The 22,269-nt window shown below is 71.2% G+C and carries 17 protein-coding genes, 1 pseudogene and 2 riboswitches; of the genes and pseudogenes, 7 read left to right on the top strand and 11 right to left on the bottom strand.

Features of this window, described 5'->3' with window-relative positions:
- Nucleotides 1-23: 23 nt before the first annotated feature.
- From VG296_RS17125 to VG296_RS17115, 3 genes are read right to left on the bottom strand one after another with little or no spacing between them, the layout of a single operon-like run.
- Nucleotides 24-1,631, bottom strand: a complete 1,608-nt coding sequence (locus VG296_RS17125) for an FGGY-family carbohydrate kinase (RefSeq protein ID WP_325566738.1) — start codon at nt 1,629-1,631, stop codon at nt 24-26.
- Complete coding sequence (locus VG296_RS17120) at nt 1,631-3,073, bottom strand: aspartate aminotransferase family protein (RefSeq protein ID WP_325566737.1); 1,443 nt, start codon at nt 3,071-3,073, stop codon at nt 1,631-1,633. The genes VG296_RS17125 and VG296_RS17120 overlap by 1 nt, the downstream gene beginning before the upstream one ends.
- 5 nt (nt 3,074-3,078) lie before the next feature.
- The gene (locus VG296_RS17115) at nt 3,079-3,765 is read right to left on the bottom strand and encodes a class II aldolase/adducin family protein (protein ID WP_325566736.1); all 687 of its coding nucleotides are present in this window, start codon (nt 3,763-3,765) and stop codon (nt 3,079-3,081) included.
- A 286-nt stretch (nt 3,766-4,051) separates the two neighbouring features.
- Here VG296_RS17115 and VG296_RS17110 point away from each other — a divergent pair, with 286 nt between their 5' ends.
- On the top strand, nt 4,052-4,747 hold the full coding sequence (locus VG296_RS17110; protein WP_325566735.1) for a GNAT family protein: 696 nt from the start codon (nt 4,052-4,054) through the stop codon (nt 4,745-4,747).
- A gap of 60 nt (nt 4,748-4,807) precedes the next feature.
- On the opposite strand, the gene VG296_RS17105 is transcribed toward VG296_RS17110, so the two are convergent.
- Together VG296_RS17105 and VG296_RS17100 are read right to left on the bottom strand one after the other, a co-directional pair.
- On the bottom strand, nt 4,808-5,593 hold the full coding sequence (locus VG296_RS17105) for a CPBP family intramembrane glutamic endopeptidase (RefSeq protein WP_414641104.1): 786 nt from the start codon (nt 5,591-5,593) through the stop codon (nt 4,808-4,810).
- A 126-nt stretch (nt 5,594-5,719) separates the two neighbouring features.
- Nucleotides 5,720-7,216 carry a glutamate--cysteine ligase gene (locus VG296_RS17100; protein WP_325566733.1) on the bottom strand — a complete coding sequence of 499 codons (1,497 nt, stop codon included), beginning with the start codon at nt 7,214-7,216 and terminating at the stop codon, nt 5,720-5,722.
- Nucleotides 7,217-7,598: 382 nt separating this feature from the next.
- On the opposite strand from VG296_RS17100, the gene VG296_RS17095 reads away from it, so the two are divergent.
- On the top strand, nt 7,599-7,850 hold the full coding sequence (locus VG296_RS17095) for a DUF5999 family protein (RefSeq protein ID WP_325566732.1): 252 nt from the start codon (nt 7,599-7,601) through the stop codon (nt 7,848-7,850).
- A 262-nt stretch (nt 7,851-8,112) separates the two neighbouring features.
- On the opposite strand, the gene gcvP is transcribed toward VG296_RS17095, so the two are convergent.
- Nucleotides 8,113-11,001: an aminomethyl-transferring glycine dehydrogenase gene (gene gcvP / locus VG296_RS17090; protein ID WP_325566731.1), complete on the bottom strand. Its 2,889-nt coding sequence runs from the start codon at nt 10,999-11,001 to the stop codon at nt 8,113-8,115.
- A gap of 105 nt (nt 11,002-11,106) precedes the next feature.
- Nucleotides 11,107-11,251, bottom strand: a riboswitch (glycine riboswitch).
- Nucleotides 11,252-11,376, bottom strand: a riboswitch (glycine riboswitch).
- A 93-nt stretch (nt 11,377-11,469) separates the two neighbouring features.
- Between gcvP and VG296_RS17085 the strand changes: the two genes are divergently transcribed.
- The 3 genes from VG296_RS17085 to VG296_RS17075 are packed head-to-tail and all read left to right on the top strand — an operon-like array spanning nt 11,470 to nt 14,402.
- Entirely contained in the window at nt 11,470-12,321 is an 852-nt protein-coding gene (locus tag VG296_RS17085; RefSeq protein WP_325566730.1) for a fused MFS/spermidine synthase, read from the top strand.
- A 60-nt stretch (nt 12,322-12,381) separates the two neighbouring features.
- On the top strand, nt 12,382-13,680 hold the full coding sequence (gene hmgA / locus VG296_RS17080; protein WP_325566729.1) for a homogentisate 1,2-dioxygenase: 1,299 nt from the start codon (nt 12,382-12,384) through the stop codon (nt 13,678-13,680).
- Nucleotides 13,677-14,402 carry a GntR family transcriptional regulator gene (locus VG296_RS17075; protein WP_325566728.1) on the top strand — a complete coding sequence of 242 codons (726 nt, stop codon included), beginning with the start codon at nt 13,677-13,679 and terminating at the stop codon, nt 14,400-14,402. The genes hmgA and VG296_RS17075 overlap by 4 nt, the downstream gene beginning before the upstream one ends.
- Nucleotides 14,403-14,417: 15 nt before the next feature.
- Here the strand turns inward: VG296_RS17075 and VG296_RS17070 are convergent, their stop codons facing one another.
- Complete coding sequence (locus tag VG296_RS17070; RefSeq protein ID WP_325566773.1) at nt 14,418-15,032, bottom strand: TIGR03086 family metal-binding protein; 615 nt, start codon at nt 15,030-15,032, stop codon at nt 14,418-14,420.
- A 67-nt stretch (nt 15,033-15,099) separates the two neighbouring features.
- Here VG296_RS17070 and VG296_RS17065 point away from each other — a divergent pair, with 67 nt between their 5' ends.
- Complete coding sequence (locus tag VG296_RS17065) at nt 15,100-15,564, top strand: MarR family winged helix-turn-helix transcriptional regulator (protein WP_325566727.1); 465 nt, start codon at nt 15,100-15,102, stop codon at nt 15,562-15,564.
- 18 nt (nt 15,565-15,582) lie between these two features.
- On the opposite strand, the gene VG296_RS17060 is transcribed toward VG296_RS17065, so the two are convergent.
- From VG296_RS17060 to VG296_RS17050, 3 genes are all read right to left on the bottom strand, one after another.
- Nucleotides 15,583-15,999 (bottom strand): DUF6508 domain-containing protein, encoded by a 417-nt coding sequence (locus VG296_RS17060; RefSeq protein WP_325566726.1) that lies wholly within the window; start codon nt 15,997-15,999, stop codon nt 15,583-15,585.
- 566 nt (nt 16,000-16,565) lie between these two features.
- Complete coding sequence (locus VG296_RS17055; RefSeq protein WP_349259591.1) at nt 16,566-18,428, bottom strand: glycoside hydrolase family 15 protein; 1,863 nt, start codon at nt 18,426-18,428, stop codon at nt 16,566-16,568.
- A gap of 225 nt (nt 18,429-18,653) precedes the next feature.
- Entirely contained in the window at nt 18,654-19,538 is an 885-nt protein-coding gene (locus VG296_RS17050) for an alpha/beta fold hydrolase (RefSeq protein ID WP_325566724.1), read from the bottom strand.
- Nucleotides 19,539-19,826: 288 nt separating this feature from the next.
- Between VG296_RS17050 and VG296_RS17045 the strand changes: the two genes are divergently transcribed.
- Nucleotides 19,827-20,717, top strand: a complete 891-nt coding sequence (locus VG296_RS17045; RefSeq protein WP_325566723.1) for an SAM-dependent methyltransferase — start codon at nt 19,827-19,829, stop codon at nt 20,715-20,717.
- Between the two features lie 36 nt (nt 20,718-20,753).
- On the opposite strand, the pseudogene VG296_RS17040 reads toward VG296_RS17045, so the two are convergent.
- A pseudogene (locus tag VG296_RS17040) lies at nt 20,754-22,269 on the bottom strand (hypothetical protein); the annotation flags it as partial.

The raw sequence follows: 22,269 nt of genomic DNA, 5'->3' as shown, positions 1-22,269 counted from the left end.
CCCTGGCGCGGGGCGTGCCGGGCTCAGCCGCCGGCGGGCGGGTTCAGGCGCCGGTAGAGGTCGCGGTTGCCCTTGTGGTGGGCGCGCAGGGCCGCGTACGCCTGGTCGTAGAGGGCGCGGTGGGCCGGGTTCGGCTCGTAGCGCCGGTCGACGGCGACGAGGCCGGGGATCTGCTGCCAGGTGATCTCGCCGAGGGCGACGCCGGCGAGCAGCGCGGCGCCGCGGACGTTGGCGAGCTGCGGTTCGGCGATCTGGTCGATCGGCCGGTCGAGCACGTCGGCCATGGCCTGGCACCACAGGCCGGAGGTGGCGCCGCCGCCGATGAACCGGATCGGGCCGAGGGTGCGGCCGGTGAACTTCTCGACGGCCTCGAGCATCCAGCGGGTGTTGAGCGCGATGCCTTCGAACACGGCGCGCGCCATGTCCGCGCGGGTCGTGGACAGGGACAGGTTGAACCAGGCGCCGCGCAGCGCGGGGTCGTCGACGGGGGTGCGTTCGCCGTTGAGCCAGGGGGCGAACAGCACCCCGCCCGCCCCCGGCGGGGCGCCGGCGGCCAGTTCGGTGAGCCGGTCGAGGGCTTCGGCGCTGCGCGGGTGGTCGGGGTCGGCCAGGACGTTCTCGATGAGCCAGTCGACGGCGCGTCCGGCGACGTCCTGCACGGTGGCGACCCAGTATCTGCCGGGGACGGCGGCGGGCAGGGAGGCGATGTTGTCGAGCAGGCTGGTCTTCTTCGCCGGGACGTGGCAGGACAGCCATGCGCTGGTGCCGACGTACAGGTGGGCGTCGTGGTCGCGGACGGCTCCGGCGCCGAGCGCGGCCGCGGTGGTGTCCCCGGTCCCGGCGACGACCTGCACGCCCGCGGGCAGCCCGAGGTCGCCCGCGGCCCGCGCGGTGAGCGGCCCGACGAGGGTGGCGGCCGGGACCAGTTCGGGGAGCTTCGCGATGTCGAGCCCTGCCATGCGGGCGAGCCGCGGGTCCCAGGCGAGGGTGTCCGCGTCGCGGTTGTCGGTGCACCAGCGCAGCACGGCGGTGTCGCGGGCGGCCACGGCGCGCCCCGAGGCGCGCATCGTGAGGTATTCGGGGACGTCGAGCAGCCAGCGCGCGGCCGCGTACGCCTCGGGCCGCTCGTGCTCGAGCCACAGGCTCTGCCCGACGGGGTCCTTGCCGCTGCGGGTCGGGACGCCGCCGGTCCTCGCGATCCAGGTGCGCAGCCGCCGGGCGCCGTATCCGGTGCCGGGCACGGTGATCCGTCCGCCGGTGGCGCGCCGGGAGTAGCGGGCGCCGCGGGCGTCCATCCAGATGACCGCGGGGTGGGTGGGGGTGCCGTCGGCCGCGACGGGCACGACCCCGCCCCACTGCGCCGAGAAGCACAGGGCCTTGATCCGCGGCGCGGTGTCGGGGTGGCCGGCGAGCAGTTCCTTGACGGTGCCGACGACGGCCTGCCACCAGTCCTCGGGGTCCTGCTCGGCGCCGCCGCCGGGCAGCAGCCGGGTCGGCAGGTCGCGTTTGGCGACCGCCAGGACCCGGCCGTGCGCGCTCGCCAGCGCGGTGCGCAGTCCGCCCGTGCCGAGGTCCACCCCGAGGACCAGCGGGTCCCGCGGACGGCGGGCGGCCGTGTCGGGGTCGGTCATCAGGCGGCGGGGATCTTCGCGAAGACGCGTTCGAACGCGGCGAGGGCTTCGTCGAGGACCTCGTCGGTGTCGGCCATCGACGTGTAGATGCGCGATCCGGCGAGGGTGATGACCCCTTCGGCGGCGAACGCCATGGACATGTGCTCGAGCATGTCCTTGCGCGGGCCGAGCTTGTCGAAGAACTCGGGGTCGCTCAGCGACAGGTGCAGCACGCCGGAAGTGTGCAGGTGCACGATCGAGCCGAAGTTGTAGGTGACGTACGGCAGGTCGTGCTTGCCGATCAGCGCGTCGAGCCCGGCGCGCAGCCGGTCGCCGGCGGCCCCGGCCTTCGCCGGGGCGTCGAGCCGGTCCATCTCGAGCAGCGTGTGGTAGCCGGCGGTGCACGAGAGCGGGTTCGCGGACAGCGTGCCGCCGGTCAGGGCGCGCTGACCGGCGGCGGTCAGGCCGCCCGCGTAGCTCGCCATGACCGCGTCGCTGCCGCCGACGCCGCCGGCGCCGGGGTAGCCGCCGGCGACGCACTTGCCGAACACGGTCAGGTCCGGGGTGACGCCGTAGTAGCCCTGGGCGCCGCCCATGCCGAGCCGGAAGCCGGTGACGACCTCGTCGAAGATCAGCAGGCTGCCGAACTCGTCGCACAGGTCGCGCACCTGGGCGTTGAACTCGCGGGTGACCGGGTGGGTGCCGGATTCGGGGCCGACCGGCTCGACGAGCACGGCCGCGGTGCCGCCGTTCTCGGCGTTGGCCGCGAGCAGGGCGCGCAGGGCGTCGAGGTCGCCGGGCGCGGTCTCGGCGGTGTTGGACAGGGCGGGGGCGGGGATGCCGGTGGCCTCCAGGCTGCCGGTGCCGGGGATGCGCAGCCCGTAGACGACCTGGTCGCTCCAGCCGTGGTAGGCGCCGCCGACCTTGATGATGTGCGCCTTGCCGGTGTGCGCGCGGGCGGCGCGGATCGCGGCCATGACGGCTTCGGTGCCGGAGCCGAGCATGCGGAACTTGTGCACGGCGGGCATGAAGTCGTGGATGAGCTTGGCGAGCTGGGTTTCCGCGGGGTGGAGCATGCCGGTGACCGGGCCGCAGTGCTCGAGCAGTTCGAGGACCTTCGCGCGCACCGCGGGCGGGTTGGAGCCGAGCACGGTGGGGCCGCCGGCCTGCAGGAAGTCGACGTACCGGTTGCCGTCGGCGTCGTGCAGGTAGGCGCCTTCGGCGCGGGTGATCGCCAGCGGCCACGGGTCGTTGAGCGCGAGGTTGTGCTGCACGCCGCCGGGGATGACGGCCTCGGCATCGGCGGCGGCCTGCTTGGAGGCGGGGGTGTGCTGCTCGTACCAGGCGTGGTATTCGGCGAGCTGGTCCGCCGTCAGGGTGCGGATCGGGCTGTGCGTGAGGGTTTCGATGCGCTTGTCGATCGCCTCGACGTCCGGGTACTGGCTGATGCCGTAGCTGCTCATGGTCCCTACTCCCCCGCGTCCTCGGGCTCGATCTTCTTCGTGGTTCCGTAGCCGCTGGACAGGGCGGCCATGATGACCTCTTCCTGCTCGGCCTGGGTCAGTTCGCGCGGCGCGCGCCCGGTGACGGCGGAGGCGAGCAGCGCCTGGTGGTAGGTGGCCGCGGCCCATTCGCACAGTTCGAGGTTGTCGACGGCCTTGGCGAGGCTGGAGCCGACGGCGATGGAGCCGTGGTTGCGCATCAGGGCGGCCTGCTTGAACTCGAGCGCCTTGACGACGAGTTCGGCGAGCTCGTCGGTGCCGTAGCAGGCGTAGTCCGCCACGCGCACCGCGCCGCCGAGGGAGAGCATCGTGTAGTGCACGAGCGGGATCTCGTCGGCGACCAGGCCGATGGCGGTCGTGGTGGTGGCGTGGGTGTGCGCGATGGCGCCGGTGTTGGTGGCCCGGTAGATCGCCAGGTGCATGGGGACTTCGCTGGTGGGGGCGAGTTCGCCCTCGACGACGCGCCCGTCCTGGAGGCTGATCACGGTCATCTGCCCGGGCGTCAGTTCGCTGATGATCCCGCCGGTGGGGGTGACGGCGACGAGGTCCTCGCGGCGGGCGGAGAGGTTGCCGCTGGTGCCGATGACCAGGTTCCGCGCGCCGAGCCGCCGGCCGGCCTCGGCGAGCGCGGTGCGTTCGTCTTCCAGGAGCACTTCGGGGGCCTCCTCGCCGTCCCGCCCACAAAACGTGAGCGCTGGTTCATGTTCTCTTGTCGTCATCCTCCCCGCCCGGATCCGCCGCGTCAAGACTGGCACGCGCGAGCGGGTTCCGCCGCCGCGCCACGCCATCCGCCCGCTACCCGGCGTTCACCCGAAAACCACCGTTGACCTGCGGCTACGGCGACCTTCCGTCACCGGGTACGCACGGGGGCTCATACTCCCGGGTGAAATGCGGACGCCCGCTTTCGCGCACCGGTCCGCAGGATGCATCATTGCCGCCATGCCAGCACCCATCACGCTGACCGGCCGCCTCGTGCGGCTGGAACCGATGCGCGAGGAACACCTCGGCGAGCTGCTCTCGGCGGCCACCGACGATCGCGCGTCGTTCGGGTACACGTATGTGCCCAGGGACGCCGCGGCCGTGCGCCGCTACCTCGACGTCGCGCTCGAGGACCTCGCCGCGCACGCCGCGCTCGCGTTCGCCCAGATCGACCTGCGCGACGGGCGCGTGGTCGGCTCCACCCGGTTCCGCGAGCTCGAGTACTGGAACGCCGGGGTGTGGCCGCCGCGGCCCGGCCGGACCGACCCGTCCGGCATCCCCGACGCCGTGGAGATCGGCTCGACCTGGCTGATGCCGCGCGCCCAGCGCACCGGCGTCAACCTGGAAGCCAAGCTCCTGATGCTCACGCACGCGTTCGAGACCTGGCGGGTGCACCGGGTCTCGCTGAAGGCCGACACCCGCAACACCCGCTCCCATCAGGCGATCATGCAGCTCGGCGCGACGTTCGAGGGCACCCGGCGCGCGCACTTCCCGGCCTCCGAGGGCGGGCTGCGCGACTCGAACCTGTACTCGCTGCTCGCGCACGAGTGGCGGGACGCCAAGGAGCGGCTCCAGGCGCGCCTGGCCCGGCACGCCGTAACGGCGACGGCGACGGCGACGACAACCGTGGAGGTGCCGTCGCTGCAGGCCGCCTAGCAGGACTCCCCTCCTCTCCCCGTCCGATCCGTCCCGCCCGGCGGTCGCCGCCAGGCGGGCTCAGGTCGGCAGCCAGGACACGTGCCCGGCGAGCAGCACGTAGCCGACGAACGCGACGGTGTCGATCAGCCCGTGCGCGATCAGCAGCGGCATCACCCGTCCCCAGCGCCGGTAGAGCTTCGCGAAGATCAGCCCCATGACGAGGTTCCCGGCGAATCCGCCGAACCCCTGGTAGAGGTGGTAGCCGCCGCGGATCAGGGCGCTGGCGGCGTCCGAGCGGTTCGGGCTCCAGCCGAGCTGGTCGAAGCGGCGCAGCAGGTACCCGTTCCAGGTCACCTCCTCGACGATCGCGTTCTCCCACGCGGATCCCACCAGCACGGGGATGCGCCACCAGATCGCGGGCAGCGTCGTGGGCACGACCGTGACCGCGAGGCCCGCGGCGTGCGCGCCGAGGTACAGCCCGAGGCCGGCGCCGCCGATGCACGCGGCCACCAGCGCCCCGTATCCGAGGTCCTTGACCGGCCGGCGCCGGTCGACGCCGATGCCGCGCAGCCCGACCCGCTCCCGGGTGAGCAGGTACGCGACGAGCAGCGCGGGGGCCAGGCCGAACGCGATCCCGTAGACCTGCCAGGTGAAGTTCAGCCACGGGCGCGAGCTCGCGGAGGCGTTGAGCGCGACGCTCTGCGTGGACAGCTTCGTGACCGACTTGACCACGGTGATCGACCCCACGAAGGAGATCAGCGAGTTGACCGCCGAGCGCCCGAGCCCGACGCCGAGCACCGCGGCGACCTCGAACGCGAGCAGCCGCCGCGTCCACGCCCTCCCGTTGTTCCAGCCGACGTCCAAGCTGCTGCTGCCCGCGCTCTCGTCCGCGCCGTCGCCCCTGCCGCCGATGCCGCTCGCCTGCTCGCTCACGTGCGTGATCCTAGAGCCAGCAGGTGAAGACGCCGGTCGTACACGGCGCCGGGCGCGCTACACGTCGCCGCCGACGGGCCAGGTGTGCACCGGGGCGCCGCGCCGGCCGAGCTTCGCGTAGCGGCGGGTCATCGCGGCGATCGCCTCGGGCCTGCTCATCCCGGTCTTCTGCTCCAGGTAGTCGACCTGCTCGATCTGCCACACGGCGCCGTTGCGGCCGGTGCGGGCGCGGCCCTCGATGATCCCGAGGTACAGGTCGCGTTCGCGCGGGTCGATGCGCCAGGAGTCCAGGCCCCGGGCCGCGAGCGGCAGCAGCACGTCGGTCACCAGCCGCCCGACCGGCACTGTGCCGACACCCGGCCAGGTCATCTCGGCGCCGATCCCCTCGCGCGCGGCCCGGTGCAGGTTGTCCCGGGCGTCGGAGAACGCCAGGCGCCGCCACACCGGGGACTCCTCGTCCGAGAGCGCCCGCACGAGCCCGTAGAAGAACGCCGCGTTCGCCAGCACGTCCAGCACGGTCGGCCCCGCGGGCAGCACCCGGTTCTCCACCCGCAGGTGCGGCTTGCCGCGCGCCACGTCGTACACGGGCCGGTTCCACCGGTACACGGTGCCGTTGTGCAGCCGCAGCTCGGGCAGGTGCGGGATGCCGCCCGCGGCGAGCACCGCCTCGGAGTCCTCCCCGCCGACCCGCGGCAGCAGCGACGTGAAGTACTTGATGTTCTCCCGGAACAGCTCCGCCGGCCCGCGCACCCAGCGCTCCCCGAACCACACCCGCGGCCGCACGCCCTGCGCCGCGAGCTCCACCGTCCGGAAGTCGGTGGCCTGCTCGAACAGCGCGATCCGCGTCTCGTGCCACAGCTTCTTGCCCAGCAGGAACGGCGAGTTCGCCCCCAGCGCCACCTGCGGGCCCGCGATCGCCTGCGCCGCGTTCCACGCCCTGGCGAACCCGTCCGGGGTCACCTGCAGATGGAACTGCACCGACGTGCAGCACGCCTCCGGCATGATCGTCGGGAACGCGGCGTCCAACTCCTCGCGCTCCCCCTCGATCCGCACCCGGAAATCCTCCCCGCGCAGCACCGCGATCTGGTCGTTGAGCATCACGTACCGGTCCTCGTCCGTGAAGTTCTCCCGCACCAGATGCGCCTCGTCCAGCGTCGGCAGCACCCCGATCAGCGCCACCCCCGCCCCATAGCCGCCCGCGACCCGGTCCGCGTAGTGCAGGGCCGTGTCCATCTCCTCGCGCAGCTCCGAGAACACCGTGCCCACGATCTTGTGCGGCGCGATGTTCATCTCCAGATTGAAAAGCCCGATCTCGGTCTGGAAGTCCGGAGAGGCGATCCGCTCGAGCACCTGCCGGTTGACCATCGAGGGACGGCCCTGCCCGTCGATCAGATGGATCTCCAGCTCGATCCCGCACAGCTTCCTGCCCTTCTCGAACAGGTCCTGCGCCAGCATCTTCTCGAACACGTCCTGGCAGGCCGTCAGCCGGGACCGGAACCGCTCCCGGTCCCGCCCGTCGAACGCCAGCTCCGCCGCGGCAACCCGCTCACCCACGCCCGGTCAATCCCCTCAAAGCCTCTCGCGCGCAATCCGGCAGCACGGATTCCGCCGCGTACTCTCTTCGCCACACCACGGTCCGTGCCGACAGGACCCAAAGTGTCTCCGGCCCCATCCCTACCCCCCGGGAAGGTCACTAAATGTCGATCCGCCGCTCCCTCCGCAGTCACCTTCGCCCAAGCGGCGCCTGACGCGCCGTCACACGACGGTATCTCACCCGTCACGCCTAGTCACCCCGGGCCATCCCAGGGGCGCAAGCGGGTGGTTTCCCGGCGCATCCGGTGCAAACAGCCCCCGAATCGAACCGTGGGAGCCGTCAAGACGTCATCCTGGTGAGAGGCATCACAATCGCCACCGAAAACCGGGGAGGGAACCCGAAATGATCGACCCGTCAAGTCTCGAGGCCGGCGCGCACCCCGCGCCGACCCCGCCGTGCCCGCACAAGCCCCTGTGCCCCTCGGCCTACGACTCCGACCGCTACCGAGCCCACGTCCTGTCCGCGCACCCCGAGCAGGGCTGGTCGCTGCTGTGCAACGGAGTGATCGCGTTCGACGACCTCGGCGCCCTGCTCCCGGCCGCCGGCGGCCGGGACGAGCACGCCGTCGCCGCCGCCCGCCTGCTCGCCGCCTAGCGACACACGGGAAAGAGGCAAGACACGGGGAAAAAGACACCGGCGCGACCCTGCGGGGAAAACAGGGCCGCGCCGCGTACCGGAGAACGACTGAACGTACGTCGAACCACTACGGGGTGGTCCAGCCGACGGGGGCAGCGCGAGCCGCGCCCCTCCGTCCGCAGGCCGACCGTACGACCGTCTCGGAAGCCGACCCGCGCCCGACGCGACCAATCGCACAGCGGGCCTGCGAGAGCTAAATTACTGGGCGGGCCTGCGAGAGCTAAATTGCAGCCAAATCTTCTACGGGCGGGCAGGAGCAGACCAGGTTCCGGTCTCCGTAGGCGCCGTCGATTCGGGCCACCGGGGGCCAGTACTTGTCCGCCGCCTGCGCGAGCCCGCCCGGGAACACCGCCGTCGCCCGGTCGTAGCCGTGCTCCCAGTCCCCGGCCAGCGCCGCCGCGGTGTGCGGGGCGTTGCGCAGCGGATTGTCCGAACGGTCCCACTCGCCCGTGGCGACCTTCTCGATCTCGCCGCGAATCGCGATCATCGCCGCGCAGAACCGGTCGAGCTCCACCAGGTCCTCCGACTCGGTCGGCTCCACCATCAGCGTCCCGGCGACCGGGAACGACATCGTCGGCGCGTGGAACCCGTAGTCGATCAGCCGCTTCGCCACATCGTCCACGCTCACCCCGGTCTGCCGGGTGATCTCCCGCAGATCCAGGATGCACTCGTGCGCCACCAGGTTCGACGGACCGGTGTACAGCACCGGGAAGTGCCCCGCCAGCCGCGCCGCCACGTAGTTCGCCGCCAGCACCGCCGACTGCGTCGCCCGCTTGAGCCCCTCAGCGCCCATCAGCCTGATGTACGCCCACGGGATCGGCAGGATCCCCGCGCTGCCCCACGGCGCCGCCGAGACCGGCCCCACCGCCGGGACGCCGCCGGGGCGCTGCGGGCCCGCGATCGGGTGCAGCGGGTGGCTCGGCAGGAACGGCGCCAGATGCGACCGCACCGCCACCGGACCCACGCCCGGCCCGCCGCCGCCGTGCGGGATGCAGAACGTCTTGTGCAGGTTCAGATGCGACACATCCGCCCCGAACCGGCCCGGCTTCGCCAAGCCCACCAGCGCGTTCAGGTTCGCCCCGTCCACGTACACCTGCCCGCCGGCCTCGTGCACCGCCGCACACACGTCCGTGATCTGCTCCTCGAACACCCCGTGCGTCGACGGATACGTCACCATCAGCACCGCGAGCTCGTCCCGGTGCCGCGCGATCTTCTCCCGCAGGTCGTCCACGTCCACGTCACCGTTGGCCCGGCACGCCACCACGACCACCCGCATCCCGGCCATGATCGCGCTCGCCGCGTTCGTGCCGTGCGCCGACGACGGGATCAGGCACACGTCCCGCTGCCCCTGGCCGTTCGCCCGGTGATACGCGCTGACGGCCAGCAGGCCCGCGAACTCCCCTTGCGAGCCCGCGTTCGGCTGCACCGACACCCGGTCGTAGCCGGTGACCTCCGCGAGCCACCGCTCAAGCTGCCCGATCAACGCCAGGTACCCGCCGGCCTGCTCCAGCGGCGCGAACGGATGCATGTTCGCGAACTCCGGCCACGTGATCGGCTCCATCTCCGTGGTCGCGTTCAGCTTCATCGTGCACGAACCCAGCGGGATCATCGACCGGTCAAGCGCCACGTCCCGATCCGACAGCCGCCGCAGATACCGCAGCATCGCCGTCTCCGACCGGTGCGCGTGGAACACCGGATGCGTCAAGAACGCCGAAGCCCGCGCCAGCTCCACCGGCAGCGCGTCGGCGGCCGTCTCGTCCAACGCATGCGCCTGCGCCCCCTCGACACCGAACGCCTGCCACACCGCCTGCAGATCAGACCACGTCGTCGTCTCGTCACACGACAGCGTCACCGTGTCGGCGTCCGCCAGACGGACGTTCACACCCGCCGCGCGCGCCGCGTGCCACAGCTCGGAGGCACGCCCCGGCAGGCGCACGGACACGGTGTCGAAGAACGCGCCCCCGCCCACCTCGAACCCGGCCGCCCGCAGCCCCGCCGCCAGCACCACCGCGTTGCGATGCACCCGCCGCGCGATCCCCGTCAAACCCTCCGGACCGTGGTAGACCGCGTACATCCCGGCGACCACCGCGAGCAGCACCTGCGCCGTGCAGATGTTGCTCGTCGCCTTCTCCCGCCGAATGTGCTGCTCACGCGTCTGCAACGCCAACCGCAGCGCCCGATTGCCGTGCGCGTCCTGCGACACGCCCACCAGCCGGCCCGGCAACTGCCGCGCCAACCCGTCACGCACCGCCATGTAGCCCGCGTGCGGGCCGCCGAAGCCCATCGGCACCCCGAACCGCTGCGTCGTACCCACCGCGATGTCCGCACCGAACTCACCCGGCGCCCGCAGCAGCGTCAACGCCAGCAGATCCGCGGCCACCGACACCAGCGCACCGACCTTGTGCGCCTGCTCCACGATCTCCGTCAGGTCACGCACCGCCCCCGACGCCCCCGGATACTGCACCAGAACGCCGAAATACTCACCCGGCTCGGCATGCGGAAGCACACCCGAGGCGAGATCCACCGGCACAAGCTCGATCCCGAGCGGCTTCGCACGCGTCTGCAGCACGGCCATCGTCTGCGGGAACACATCAGAATCCACCAGGAACCGCCGCGCGGCACTACGAGTCGCGCGCAGCGACAGCGTCATCGCCTCCGCCGCGGCCGTCGCCTCGTCCAACAGCGACGCACCCGACACCGGCAGCCCGACAAGATCCGCCACCACCGTCTGGAAGTTCAGCAGCGCCTCGAGACGACCCTGCGAGATCTCCGGCTGATACGGCGTGTAGGCCGTGTACCAGGCGGGCGATTCCAGCACATTCCGGCGGATCACGGCCGGGGTGAACGTCCCGTAATACCCCAGCCCGATCATCGACCGCAGAACCCGGTTACGCCCCGCCAGATCCCGCAGCTCCTGACCGACCTCCTCCTCCGAACGCGCCGGCGGCAGACTCAACCGCTCCGTCATCCGGATCGTCGCCGGAACCGCCGCCTCAGACAGCTCGTCCAGCGACCCGTACCCCAACACGGCCAGCATCTTCGCCCGATCCGCCTCCGACGGACCGATGTGCCGCTCCGCGAAGGGCACCCCCTGACCCAACTCGGTCAACGACGCAGAACCGGCGCCCGACACTGTTCCCAAACCCACGGCGGACTCGACCACGGTGCAACTCCCTGAAGGGTCCCACCCGGCACGCGACCGCCGCGCACCGGCTACTCCCCCTCTGTCGGGAAACCTGAGAGCTTCACCGGCCCGGTACGGGAAACAGCACCCGCCAAAACCGGCTTTCTCCTTCGGTGGAGGCCCCGTATCCGCCCCACGTCCACGGCGCGAACACGACCCCGCTTTCCAGAGTCGCCTGACCCGGACGGTCCTGAGGCCTGAGAGATTCCGGGGAGAATTTGCTCCTTCGGCGCCCCGCACCCGACCCGACCCCGCCTGCGCGGAACCGGACCGTCACGAGGACTCTCCCGTCCGGGGTGAACAGCTAACTCATACGGTACCAACCGAAACCGCCCCCCGGCCACGACCGCCCACCGGCCGCCACCCCGCGACCGCCGCCATAATGATCGCACTATGCCGCGCCGCTCCCCCGCCGAACCCGCCACCGCCCACACCCGCAGCGGACTCGCCCGCCTCATGCCCGACACCGACCACGCCGCCGCCTACCTGCTCACCGTCGAGGACACCCCCCAGTCCTACGTCGACCTCGACGACCCCACCCACCTCGAATTCGAGTACATCCGCCGCCTCGCCCACATCGCCGACCTCGCCTTCCCCGCAACCGCCCCGATCGACGCGCTGCACCTCGGCGGCGGCGCACTCACCCTCCCCCGCTACCTCGCCCACACCCGGCCCGGCTCCCGCCAACTCGCCGTCGAGATCGACACGACGCTCACCGAATTCGTCCGCACCCACCTCCCGCTCGACAAGCGCACCCGCATCCGCGTCCGCACCTCCGACGCCCGCGAAGCCCTCGCCACCATGAAGCCCGCAAGCTGGGACCTGATCGTCAGCGACGTCTTCGCCGCCGCACGCACCCCCGGCCACCTCACCAGCATCGAATACGTGCAACTCGGCGCGAGCGCGCTCCGGGAGACCGGCGTCTACACGGCCAACCTCGCCGACGGCGCGCCACTCAAGTTCTCCCGAGCCCAGGCGGCGACCGTGGCCGCCGTCTACCCGCACTGCGCGCTCATCAGCGAACCCGGAGTGCTCCGCGGCCGCCGCTTCGGCAACCTCGTCCTGGTCGGCGCGCACCAGCCGCTGCCGCTGCCCGAACTCACCCGCAAATCCGCCGCCGACCCGTTCCCCGCGCGCGTCATCTCGGGCGACGAACTGCGCCAGTGGATCGCCGGCGCGAGCCCGGTCACCGACGCGACCGCCGCCGACTCCCCCGAGCCGCCACCGGGGGCATTCGCCGTCTGAGCGTTCGCCGGCCGAGCGGCGCCATTGACGCGCAATCATCTGAATGATTCGATGAATCACATGAATGGCGAGCCGCAGTACCAGACCGGATTCGGCAACGAACACCAGACCGAGGCCCTCCCCGGCGCCCTCCCGCACGGCCAGAACTCCCCGCAACGCGCACCCCTCGGCCTCTACGCCGAACAGATCAGCGGCACCGCGTTCACCCAGCCCCGCCACGTCAACCGCCGCACCTGGGTCTACCGCATCACCCCCTCAGCCCGGCACCACGCCTTCCACCGCATCGACAACGGCAACCTACGCAGCGCCCCGTTCACCGAGACCCAACCCGACCCCAACCGCCTCCGTTGGGACCCGCTGCCCGCACCCGACACCCCCACCGACTTCGTCGACGGCCTCTACACCATCGGCGGCAACGGCGACACCCTCGCCCACGCGGGCATCGGCATCCACAACTACCGCGCCAACACCTCCATGCGACGCCGGTACTTCGTCAACGCCGACGGCGAGATGCTCATCGTTCCGCAGGCCGGCCGACTGCACATCCACACCGAACTCGGCCGGCTACACGTCGCCCCCGGCCACATTGCCGTCATCCCCCGCGGCATCCGCTTCCGCGTCGACCTCCCCGACGCCACCGCCGCCGGCTACATCTGCGAAAACTACGGCCCCGCGTTCACCCTCCCCGAACGCGGCCCCATCGGCGCCAACGGCCTCGCCAACGAACGCGACTTCGAAGCCCCCGTCGCAGCCTACGAAGACGTAGCCGAACCGGTACAGGTCGTCCAGAAATTCGGCGGCAACCTCTGGGCCGCCGATTACGACCACTCCCCACTCGACGTCGCAGCCTGGCACGGCGACTACACCCCGTACCGCTACGACCTCGCCACATTCATGACCATCGGCACCATCAGCCACGACCACCCCGACCCCTCGATCTTCACCGTACTGACATCCCCCAGCGACACCCCAGGACTCGCCAACGCCGACTTCGTCATCTTCCCGCCCCGCTGGCTCGTCGGCGAACACACCTTCCGACCCCCGTGGTTCCACCGCAACATCATGAGCGAATACATGGGCCTGATCCACGGCGTCTACGACGCCAAGGCAGAAGGCTTCCTCCCCGGCGGAGCCAGCCTGCACAACAGCTTCACCTCCCACGGCCCCGACGCCGAAACCTACGCCAAAGCCTCCACCGCCGCCCTCGCCCCGCAAAAGGTCGACGACACCCTCGCGTTCATGTTCGAAACCCGCTGGCCCGTCACCGTCACCCGGCACGCCCTCGACGCCCCACACCGCCAACCGGACTACGACAGCGTCTGGGACGGCATCCAACGCAACTTCAACCCCGCAGCATGACCGACGCGCGCCTCCCGCTCTGGTACCAGGTCACCGAATCCCTGCGCGCCCGAATACTCGGGCGCGCCCCCGACGAACCACTGCGCCTGCCCACCGAAGCCCAACTGGCCGCCGAGTACGCCGTCGCCGTCAGCACCGTGCGCCAAGCCCTCGCCACCCTGGAAACCGAAGGCCTGATCACCCGGCGCCGACGCCACGGCACCTTCATCGTCCCGAACCAGGCCCACCCGCCACTGCACGTCCTCGGCACCGTCGACACGATCCTCGCCCAGCAGGCCGGCGACGACGTCCGCATCCTGCGACGCAGCCCCGTCCCCACCCCCGCCGCCCTCACCGCGCACTTCCCCGGAGTCGAAACCCTCATAGAGTTCCAACGCCTCCGCCTCCAGGACGGCGACCCCCTCAGCCACGCGGAAAACCACATCCGACCCGAACACGCCGAGAAAATCGCCGACGAAGACCTGCGCACCTCCCCGATGACCAAACTCCTGCGCGACCGCGCAGCCCTCGACCTCGCCCGCATCGACAACACCGTCGAAGCCTGCCCCGCCCCGCCCCACATCGCAGAACTATTGCAAGTGGCCCTCGCAGCCCCCGTACTGCGCTCGACGAACGTCACCTACGACACCCGCGGCCACGTCGTCGACACGGCCGTCATCCACTACCGCGCCGACCGCTTCCAATACACCGTCAGCCTCGACCTGACAGGCAGTCAGCAGTAGTCAGTCCACGGTCAGTCAGCTCTCGTCGGTCCCGTCAGGCCACTTCGGCGACCGCCCGAGAGCCCTGAGAACCACCTCCAGCGACGACGCGGCACCCGCCGCCGAACCCGCCGAACCGCGCACCGGACCGAACGCCGCGCCCGGCCGTTCACGGTACGCGCCACCCGGCACCGCCAAGGCGATCCCCACCGCCGACTCGGCGAAGTCCCCGGGCAACTCGTAGTCCAAGCCGAGCGACCGGGCCACATCCCAGCCGTGCACGACCGCGTCGATGAAGTGGAATCGCACCGCCTGCGCGCCCGAAAAACTCGGCGCCGCAGGGATTTCCGGCAGCGCGAACGGCCTGTCGAGCGCACCGGGTTCATCGAACGCCCGCAACGCCTCACCAGCCGCCGCCGCGTACTGCTCCGCGTAGTCCGCGCCGACTCCGTACGGAGCCCAGTCGAACTCCGCACCGTTGCCGGCGGCCGCGGCGGCGAACCCGCGGTGCTGAACGGTCATATGCGCCAGCAGATCGCCCAGGTCCCAGGCAGCACACGGCGTGCGCCGCGTCAGGTCCTCCGGCCGCGCCTGACAAACCAGTTCCACGCAACGCAGAGTCGCCCGGCGGTTCAGTACGAGAAGCTCCATCTCATTCGTATGCATATGCTTATCGTCTACATGCACATACGATCTGTCAAGGGGTATCGTCAAGCCCGTGACCACGCAGAACCACCCGCCACGCCGCGACCTGGCCGCGATGCTCGTCCCCCTCGGCCGCGCCCTCGCCGCCGCCGAGACGCCGACCCTCGCCGCACCGGCCCACGGCCTGACGATGTGGGGCTACATGGTCCTCCTCCGCCTCCAGACCATGTCCGTCCGCACCCAGGCCGCCCTCGCCGCCGAGATCGGCGCCGACAAAACCCGCATCATCGCCGTACTCGACCAACTCCAGCGCGACGGCCTCATCCGCCGCGAACCCGACCCCGCCGACCGCCGCGTCAACCTGCTCTCCCTCACCCCCGAAGGCCGCCGCCGCTGCGACAGCGCCCAAGCCGCCATCCAGGCCAACGAGAACCGCATCCTCGAACAGCTGCAACTCCCCGCAGCCGACATCGAAGCGTTCCTGCGCGTGCTCGAGGCCCTCAGCTCCCGGGATCCGGACGAGTTCATGCCCGAATGAGACGCAGGCGCCGGCCCGTCAGCCCGCCTGCTCCCGATACCAGGCCGCGAGGGCGGCAATCACCGCCTGCAGCACTCCGGCGTTCAACGCCGCCTCGATGCTCCCGTCCCCGAACCGCTCCGATCGGACGACCGTCGTAGCGAGGCGAATGGCATCGGCCGGGCTCACCGCGCCACCGGCGTCCAGTGACGGCGGCTTCCGCTGCATCCAGTGGTACGCGGGCGTCACGGCACCGAGATCCCCCAAGACCCGACACGCCAACTCCACCCGCGCGCCGTACTGCGGATACTGCGTCAGCCAAACACAGTCGTCGTCCGCATGCGGCCGATCCCGGAACACTTCATCGAGCTCCAGGAGCGCACGCCAGGCATCAAATCGCTCGGTGTCCAACGCCGCGATCAGCGTGGCGTCGTCCGGGTCGCCGCCGTGAGTCACCCCGACACTCTAGGCCTCGCCGACGAAATCCGGCACCGGCGAGAAGTAGTTGTTGAGTCCCTGGCCGCTTTGGTTTTTCACCGATGCAGTGGGCTGAGTTCGGTTGGTGCTTCCGGCAGTCTGGGCCTGTTATTTTTCGATACACAGAGGACTCCCACGAACAACGGGAGGATACTCATCGTGGCTGATCAAGCCATCATCGCAGGTTCCGCACGCCCCGAGATAGGGGCGCGGCCCGGCTGGCCGCTGCAGCCGTTCCGGGCCGTGGCCACGCTCGCCGCGCCGGGGGCGATCCTGCAGCCGTTCCTGGCCGGGCTGTTGCTCAGCGGACCCTTCTCGGCGCTCAAGGCGCACGAGGTGACGGGGCTGGCAGCCGGCGGGCTCGCCGCGCTGGCGCTGGTCTCCGCGATCCTGTACCGGCGGGTGGGGGATGGGCCTGTTATCGCGCTGAGGATGACCGGCGGGTTCCTGATCGCCGTCGTGCGCCCGGGGCGTCGGGCTGCGGCAGGGTGCGGCAGCAGGCTGAGACTGCCGCACCCTGCCGGTAGGGCTACGCGGGCTACGGGCTACCAGGCCCGGCCGTGCGGGGTCGTACCGCGCTGGCCGCGCTGCTTGAGCTGGCCGCCGAGCGTGGTCGCCGCGAAGATCAGCGAGAGATGCGTGAACGCCTGCGGGAAGTTCCCCAGCTGCTCGCCGGTCGGGCCGATCTCCTCGCCGAACAGGCCGACGTGGTTCGAGTACGTCAGCATCTTGTCGAACGTGTACCTCGCCTGGTCCAGCCGCCCGGCCCGGGCCAGCGCGTCGACGTAGAGGAACGTGCAGAGGCTGAACGTGCCCTCGTTGCCGCGCAGGCCGTCCGGCGAGGCCTCGGGGTCGTAGCGGTGCACCAGCGAATCGGTGACCAGGTCCATCTCGATCGCCTCGAGCGTGGACAGCCACTGCGGATCGCGCGGCGAGATGAAGCCGACTATCGGCATGAACAGCAGCGAGGCGTCGAGCACGTCGCCGTTGTAGTGCTGCACGAAGGCCTGGCGCGACGTGGAGTAGCCGCGCTCCATCACCTGCCGCAGGATCGCGTCGCGGGCCCTGGTCCACTTGTCCAGGTTCGCCGGACGCGCGTACGTGTGCGCGAGCCGGATGCCGCGGTCGAGGGCGACCCAGCACATCAGCCTGCTGAACGTGAAGTCCTTGCGGCCGCCGCGGGTCTCCCAGATGCCCTCGTCCGGGCGGTCCCAGTTCTCGCTGAGCCAGTCGATCACCTCGGCGAGCGTCTGCCAGCCCTGATACCCGGAGATCTCGGCCAGCTCGCGCGACTGGGTCAGCGCCCAGATCGCCTCGCCGTACACGTCGAGCTGGAGTTGGTCGGCCGCCGCGTTGCCGATGCGCACCGGGGCCGACTTCTCATAGCCCTCCAGGTGGTCGAGCTCCTCCTCGATCAGCAGCGGCTCGCCGTCCACGCGGTACATGATCTGCAGCGGTTCGCGGCCGGTGCGCCTGCGGTCGCGCAGCCGGTCGGTGAGCCAGCGGCGGAACGCGTCGGCCTCCTCGACGAAGCCCAGTTCGGCCATGGCGCGCGAGCTGAGCGCGCCGTCGCGCACCCAGCAGTAGCGGTAATCCCAGTTGCGCTCGCCGCCGAACTGCTCGGGCAGGCCGAAGGTGGCGGACGCGACCGGCGCCCCGGTCGGCGCATACGTCAGCAGCTTGAGGGTGATCGCCGAGCGGTGCACCATCGTCTGCCAGCGGCCCTGGAACGCCGAGCCGCGCAGCCAGTTGTGCCAGAACTGGGTGGTGCGCTCGTGTTCCAGCTCGGCCTGCTCGATCGAGACGTGCTCGGGGATCCAGCCGGGGGCGGTGGTGTCGAGCACGACCGCGGCCGTCTCCCCCACTCCGAGGGTGACGGTGCCGACCACGTCCTCGCCCTCGCGGCGGAACGGAAAGGTCGCCTGCAGGTGCAGGTCGAGGTCGGGCCCGCGGAAGACGGCGGCCTGGTCGCCGCGCAGCAGCAGCTCGTTCGAGGCGCGGGCGTAGTCGAAGCGGGGCCGGCATTCGAGCACGAACTTCACGCTGCCGCGCACGACCCGCAGGATCCTGATGATCCGCCGGTTGGCGTTCGCCGTCTCCGGGGTGCCGAGCGGCATGAAGTCGACGACCTCGCCCACGCCGTGGTGCGAGAGGAAGCGGGTGACCAGGATCGCCGTGTCGGGCAGGTAGAGCTGGCGCACGGTGGACGTGCCGAACTCGAGTTCCGAGTCGTCCGCGCCCAGCCGGACGTAGCCGCCCTTCTCGTGGTCGACCAGCGAGGCGAACAGCGAGGGCGAGTCGAACCGGGGGGCGCAGAAGAAGTCCAGCACCCCGTCGGAGGAGATCAGCGCACAGCTCTGCAGATCGCCGATCATCCCGTGCTCACCGATCGGTGGGTAGCGTCGCATGACGGTGCCCTCGAACCTTCCCATTCGACGTCACTTTCCTCGCCGCACCGCACCTTTCGGTCCGTGACCAGGCGGTTACCCCCGTCTCACGCGGCGCGCTCCAGGGTGGACGATACGCCGTCGTACGCCGACGCGACGCACCGCTCCCGCACCCTCCACCGCCCGGTCGGCCCAGCAGGTCCGGCGACCTGCTGGGAGAGACACAGGATCTCTGGTGTGGTCACTCTAACGAGTGATTGCGGGATACTCGACCTCGTGGCAGCCCGGCACGCCGCGCAGATCCTGCGCGCGGAAGAAGCGCTGCAGCACCCCGGCGAGTTCGTCCGGGCAGCGCAGGTGCACCGGGTGGTCGCTCTCGCGCAGTCGGACGAACGCGGAGCCCGGGCAGGACTGGGCAAAGGATCGGCAGTCGCGCACGGTGGTGAACGAGTCGTGCTCGCCGACGCCGAACAGCAGCGGGGCGGCGGGCGGCGCGGACAGGTCGAAGCGGCCGGGGGCGAGCAGCCGGAGCGTGTTCTGCTCGTACTGCGCGGCCTCGAGCGGGCCGAGCGCGCGGAAGACGGCGTAGAGGATCCGTTCCACGGTGCCGCGCCGGGCGAGGCTGATGTGCGGATCCTGATTCAGCATGGCCTGCACCACCTCGGCCGCGAAGCGCTCCCGCAGCCCCTCGCGCAGCAGGCCGATGGTCCAGGTCAGCCGCGGCCGCATGGCGTGCGGGATGCGGCCCAGGGCGCCGAACAACGCGACCCGGCGGACCAGGTCGGGGTGGCGCTGGCCGAGCTGGTACGCGACGGCGCTGCCGTACGAGCCGCCGAAGACGTGCACCGCGCCGACGGACGCCGTGCGCACCGCCGCGGCCAGGCTGTCGGCGAGGAACCCCATGCCGAACTGCGCCGGCAGCAGCCCCGCGCCGCCCCAGCCGGGCAGGTCCACCGTGACGACGGTGGCGTCGGCGGCCAGCAGCGTCTCCAGCCGTCCCCAGCCCTCCTTGCGCTGCATCGCGCCGCCCACCAACAGAACGGGCGGCAGTGTGGGCGCCGGATTCACCAGGACCCTGCCGAGGGTCCGGTAGCCGCGATGTACGACCTCGTACAGGCGCTCGACCGTCAAGACAACCTCCTCATCTCAATAGATTTTCCTACGAGAACTCCGCCGTGAGAACGCGGTGCTTGTCCGGGGGTTACGGCTCTTCGCGCTGCCCATGCGTGCTCGGCGGCGGCATTCACCGGTACGGCCGCGTGCTGATGGGCCATCAGGAGGGGGTGGCGGGTGTGGGCGAACCCGGTTACGGGAGGGTCGTCCGTGCACTACCATGCCTCCGGGAGTCCGCGATTGGTGCCGCGAATCTCCGCAGGGGATCCGGTGGGAGGCGAGACGATGGCGTCGAGCGCACAGTCAATGCCCGAAGGGCGGGCGGAAGCACGGCAGGCCGCCGCGGAGACCGCGGCGACCTGGGATCTCGTGCTGGGCGCTCCGGCCCCGCCGGCGCCGGCGCTCGACCCGGAGATGCCGCACCCGATCCGCATGTGGGACTACATGATCGGCGGCAAGGACAACTACGAGTCCGACCGCGCCGCCGTGCGCCACCTGCTGAACGTGTGGCCCGACGTCATGCTGATCGCGCGGGCCGCCGAGGCCTTCGCGCACCGGGCCAGCGACTGGATCGCCCGCGACCACGGGCTGCGACAGTACCTCCAGATGGGCACCTCGATCCCGATCATGAACAGCTTCGACGGCATCGTGCGCGACGCGGTGCCGGACGCGCGCTTCGTGTACGTGACCGATGACCCGATCACCGCGGCGCACGCCCGCGCGGTGCTGGCGGCGCGCGCCCCGTCGAACCTGCTGCACGTGCTGCAGGCCCAGTTCCGTGACCCCGCGCAGATCCTGGCGCACCCGTGGCTGCGCGAACGGCTGGATTTCAGCGAGCCGATGGGCGTGCTACTGCTCGGAATGCTCGACTACACCAGGGACGACGCACGGCTGAAGCGCGCGCTCGAAGAGATCATGGAGGCGCTGGCGCCGGGCAGCCTCGTCCTGGTGCTGCACTACCTCGAGTTCCCCATCCCGCGCGTCGGCGAGATCGTGCAGTCGCTGCTCGGGGACAACAAGGCCGAGTTCACGCCGCGCTCGATGGAGACGATCGAGGAGATGGTGGCGGCCTACGAGTTCCTGCCGCCGGGCCTCGTGCGGATCACCTCGTGGAACCCCGATGGGCACGGTCCCGGGCAGGACATGGAGGAGCGCTGCCACATCGTCGGCGGCGTGATCGTGAAGCAGGAGTCGTAGCTCTTTTAGCTCATCCGGCGCTCGTGGCCCTCTGGATCAGCAGCCCGGCGAGGTTTCGGCCGACTCCGAGTGGCCGCCCGCGCTGACCGTGAAGTGGAACCGCGTGCCGCAGTACTTGCTGTTCGCGATCGGCACCGAGTACTGATACGTCTTGTTGCCGGACAGCGTCCACTGCTCGCTCTCGGAGGCGACCTGCTTCGAGCCCGAGGCGCCGTAGAACGAGCCGGTCACCGTCACGTCCCCGGTGCCCGCGGTATCGACCGTGATCAGCGCGGCGATCTGCGGTACCGCGTTGCTGCCGCCGAGCAGGGTGACGCGTACGGAACTGACCGTCGTGGTGTCGGGGACGGACGAGATTGCCGTGGACGGCGCGGCGCTGGGCGTCGGAGTCGCGCCAACCGTCTTGCTCGGCGTGGACGAGGAGGTCTGATTCGTCAGTCCGCCTGCCGCGGTGCCGCCGTTCGCGGCCGGAGCGGTCTTGCCGGCCGTGTGCGTCGCGTCGCCCGCGGCCGATGAGTGCGAGGGCGAACTGCTGAGCTCATAGACGGCCACCCAGCACAGCACGCCGATCGCGCCGAGGATCGCGCCGGTCTGGATGAGCAGGCGACGCTGGTGACGGCGCAGCCCGAGGCTGGTCGGGACAAGGCTGTCCGGCTCGTCGTCATCGTCCTCGCCGACGAACCCGAACGCACCCGGACCCGTGGCGGAGGTGCTGTAACCGTGCGAGCCGTGCGAACTGTGCGCCGGCGGCGCGTAGGCCGGATGGTTGCCCGGGGCCAGCGTGCGCCCCTGCGGCGGCCCGCCGAAGCCCGGCCCCGGCACCAGCGGACTGCGCGGCGCCGGACCCGCGGACGGCGGGAACACGGCGAGCGGCCCAGGCGAACTAGGCGGACCGGCGTGCGGCGGCGCGGATGGAGTGGGCGGACCGTTGGGGGCGGGCGAACCGCTTGGAGCGGACGGCGGCGGACCGGCGTGCCCCTGATCGTCGAAGTCGTACACCGGACGCCGATGCCGCGCCGAGGTGGCGACCGGCTCGACGTCCTGCTCCTGCCCCGCCGTCCCCTGCGCGGGTATGGACGGTTGCGCTATGGACGGTTGCGCCGCGGCCGAGCCCTGCCCGGGGCTGGTCGGCGGCGCGGCGACCGGAGGCGCGTCGTACGCGTCCGTCGCAGCACCCTGGTCCTGCCGCCGCGTCGGCACCGGCGGCACGAGCGGCAGCGGCGGCACTGGAGGCGCCGGCGGCGGCGGTATCGGTGGGAACGCGGGCGCATTCAGATCGTCGCCCGCACCCGTACCCGTCCCCGTACCCGCGCCCGACCCGTTCTCATTCGCGTTCTCGTTCTCGTTCGACCAGGGCCCCGCGACCTCCCCGAACACGTCCTTCGGCGGCCGCGGCTTCGGTCCGGTCGGCGGGAACGGGGGCACTGCGGCGGGTCCCCAGCGCTTCTCCTGCGCCACCCGCCGCGCATGCATCGCGGCGGCGGCCTCCTCGGCGGCGCGCGGCTCGATCTGGTCGAGCAGCCGTGCCCCGGCCGAGGCGAGCGTGGCCAGA

The organism is Actinospica sp. (assembly GCF_035552695.1).
In the GTDB taxonomy this organism is placed as follows: domain Bacteria; phylum Actinomycetota; class Actinomycetes; order Streptomycetales; family Catenulisporaceae; genus Actinospica.
This window is presented reverse-complemented; position numbering and strand designations above follow the sequence as displayed.

Coding starts and splice junctions, on each gene's coding strand:
- VG296_RS17125 (WP_325566738.1), bottom strand. CDS start 1,631: ATGACCGACCCCGACACGGCCGCCCGCCGTCCGCGGGACCCGCTGGTC.
- VG296_RS17120 (WP_325566737.1), bottom strand. CDS start 3,073: ATGAGCAGCTACGGCATCAGCCAGTACCCGGACGTCGAGGCGATCGAC.
- VG296_RS17110 (WP_325566735.1), top strand. CDS start 4,052: ATGCCAGCACCCATCACGCTGACCGGCCGCCTCGTGCGGCTGGAACCG.
- VG296_RS17095 (WP_325566732.1), top strand. CDS start 7,599: ATGATCGACCCGTCAAGTCTCGAGGCCGGCGCGCACCCCGCGCCGACC.
- VG296_RS17085 (WP_325566730.1), top strand. CDS start 11,470: ATGCCGCGCCGCTCCCCCGCCGAACCCGCCACCGCCCACACCCGCAGC.
- hmgA (WP_325566729.1), top strand. CDS start 12,382: ATGAATGGCGAGCCGCAGTACCAGACCGGATTCGGCAACGAACACCAG.
- VG296_RS17075 (WP_325566728.1), top strand. CDS start 13,677: ATGACCGACGCGCGCCTCCCGCTCTGGTACCAGGTCACCGAATCCCTG.
- VG296_RS17070 (WP_325566773.1), bottom strand. CDS start 15,032: ATGGAGCTTCTCGTACTGAACCGCCGGGCGACTCTGCGTTGCGTGGAA.
- VG296_RS17055 (WP_349259591.1), bottom strand. CDS start 18,428: ATGCGACGCTACCCACCGATCGGTGAGCACGGGATGATCGGCGATCTG.
- VG296_RS17045 (WP_325566723.1), top strand. CDS start 19,827: ATGCCCGAAGGGCGGGCGGAAGCACGGCAGGCCGCCGCGGAGACCGCG.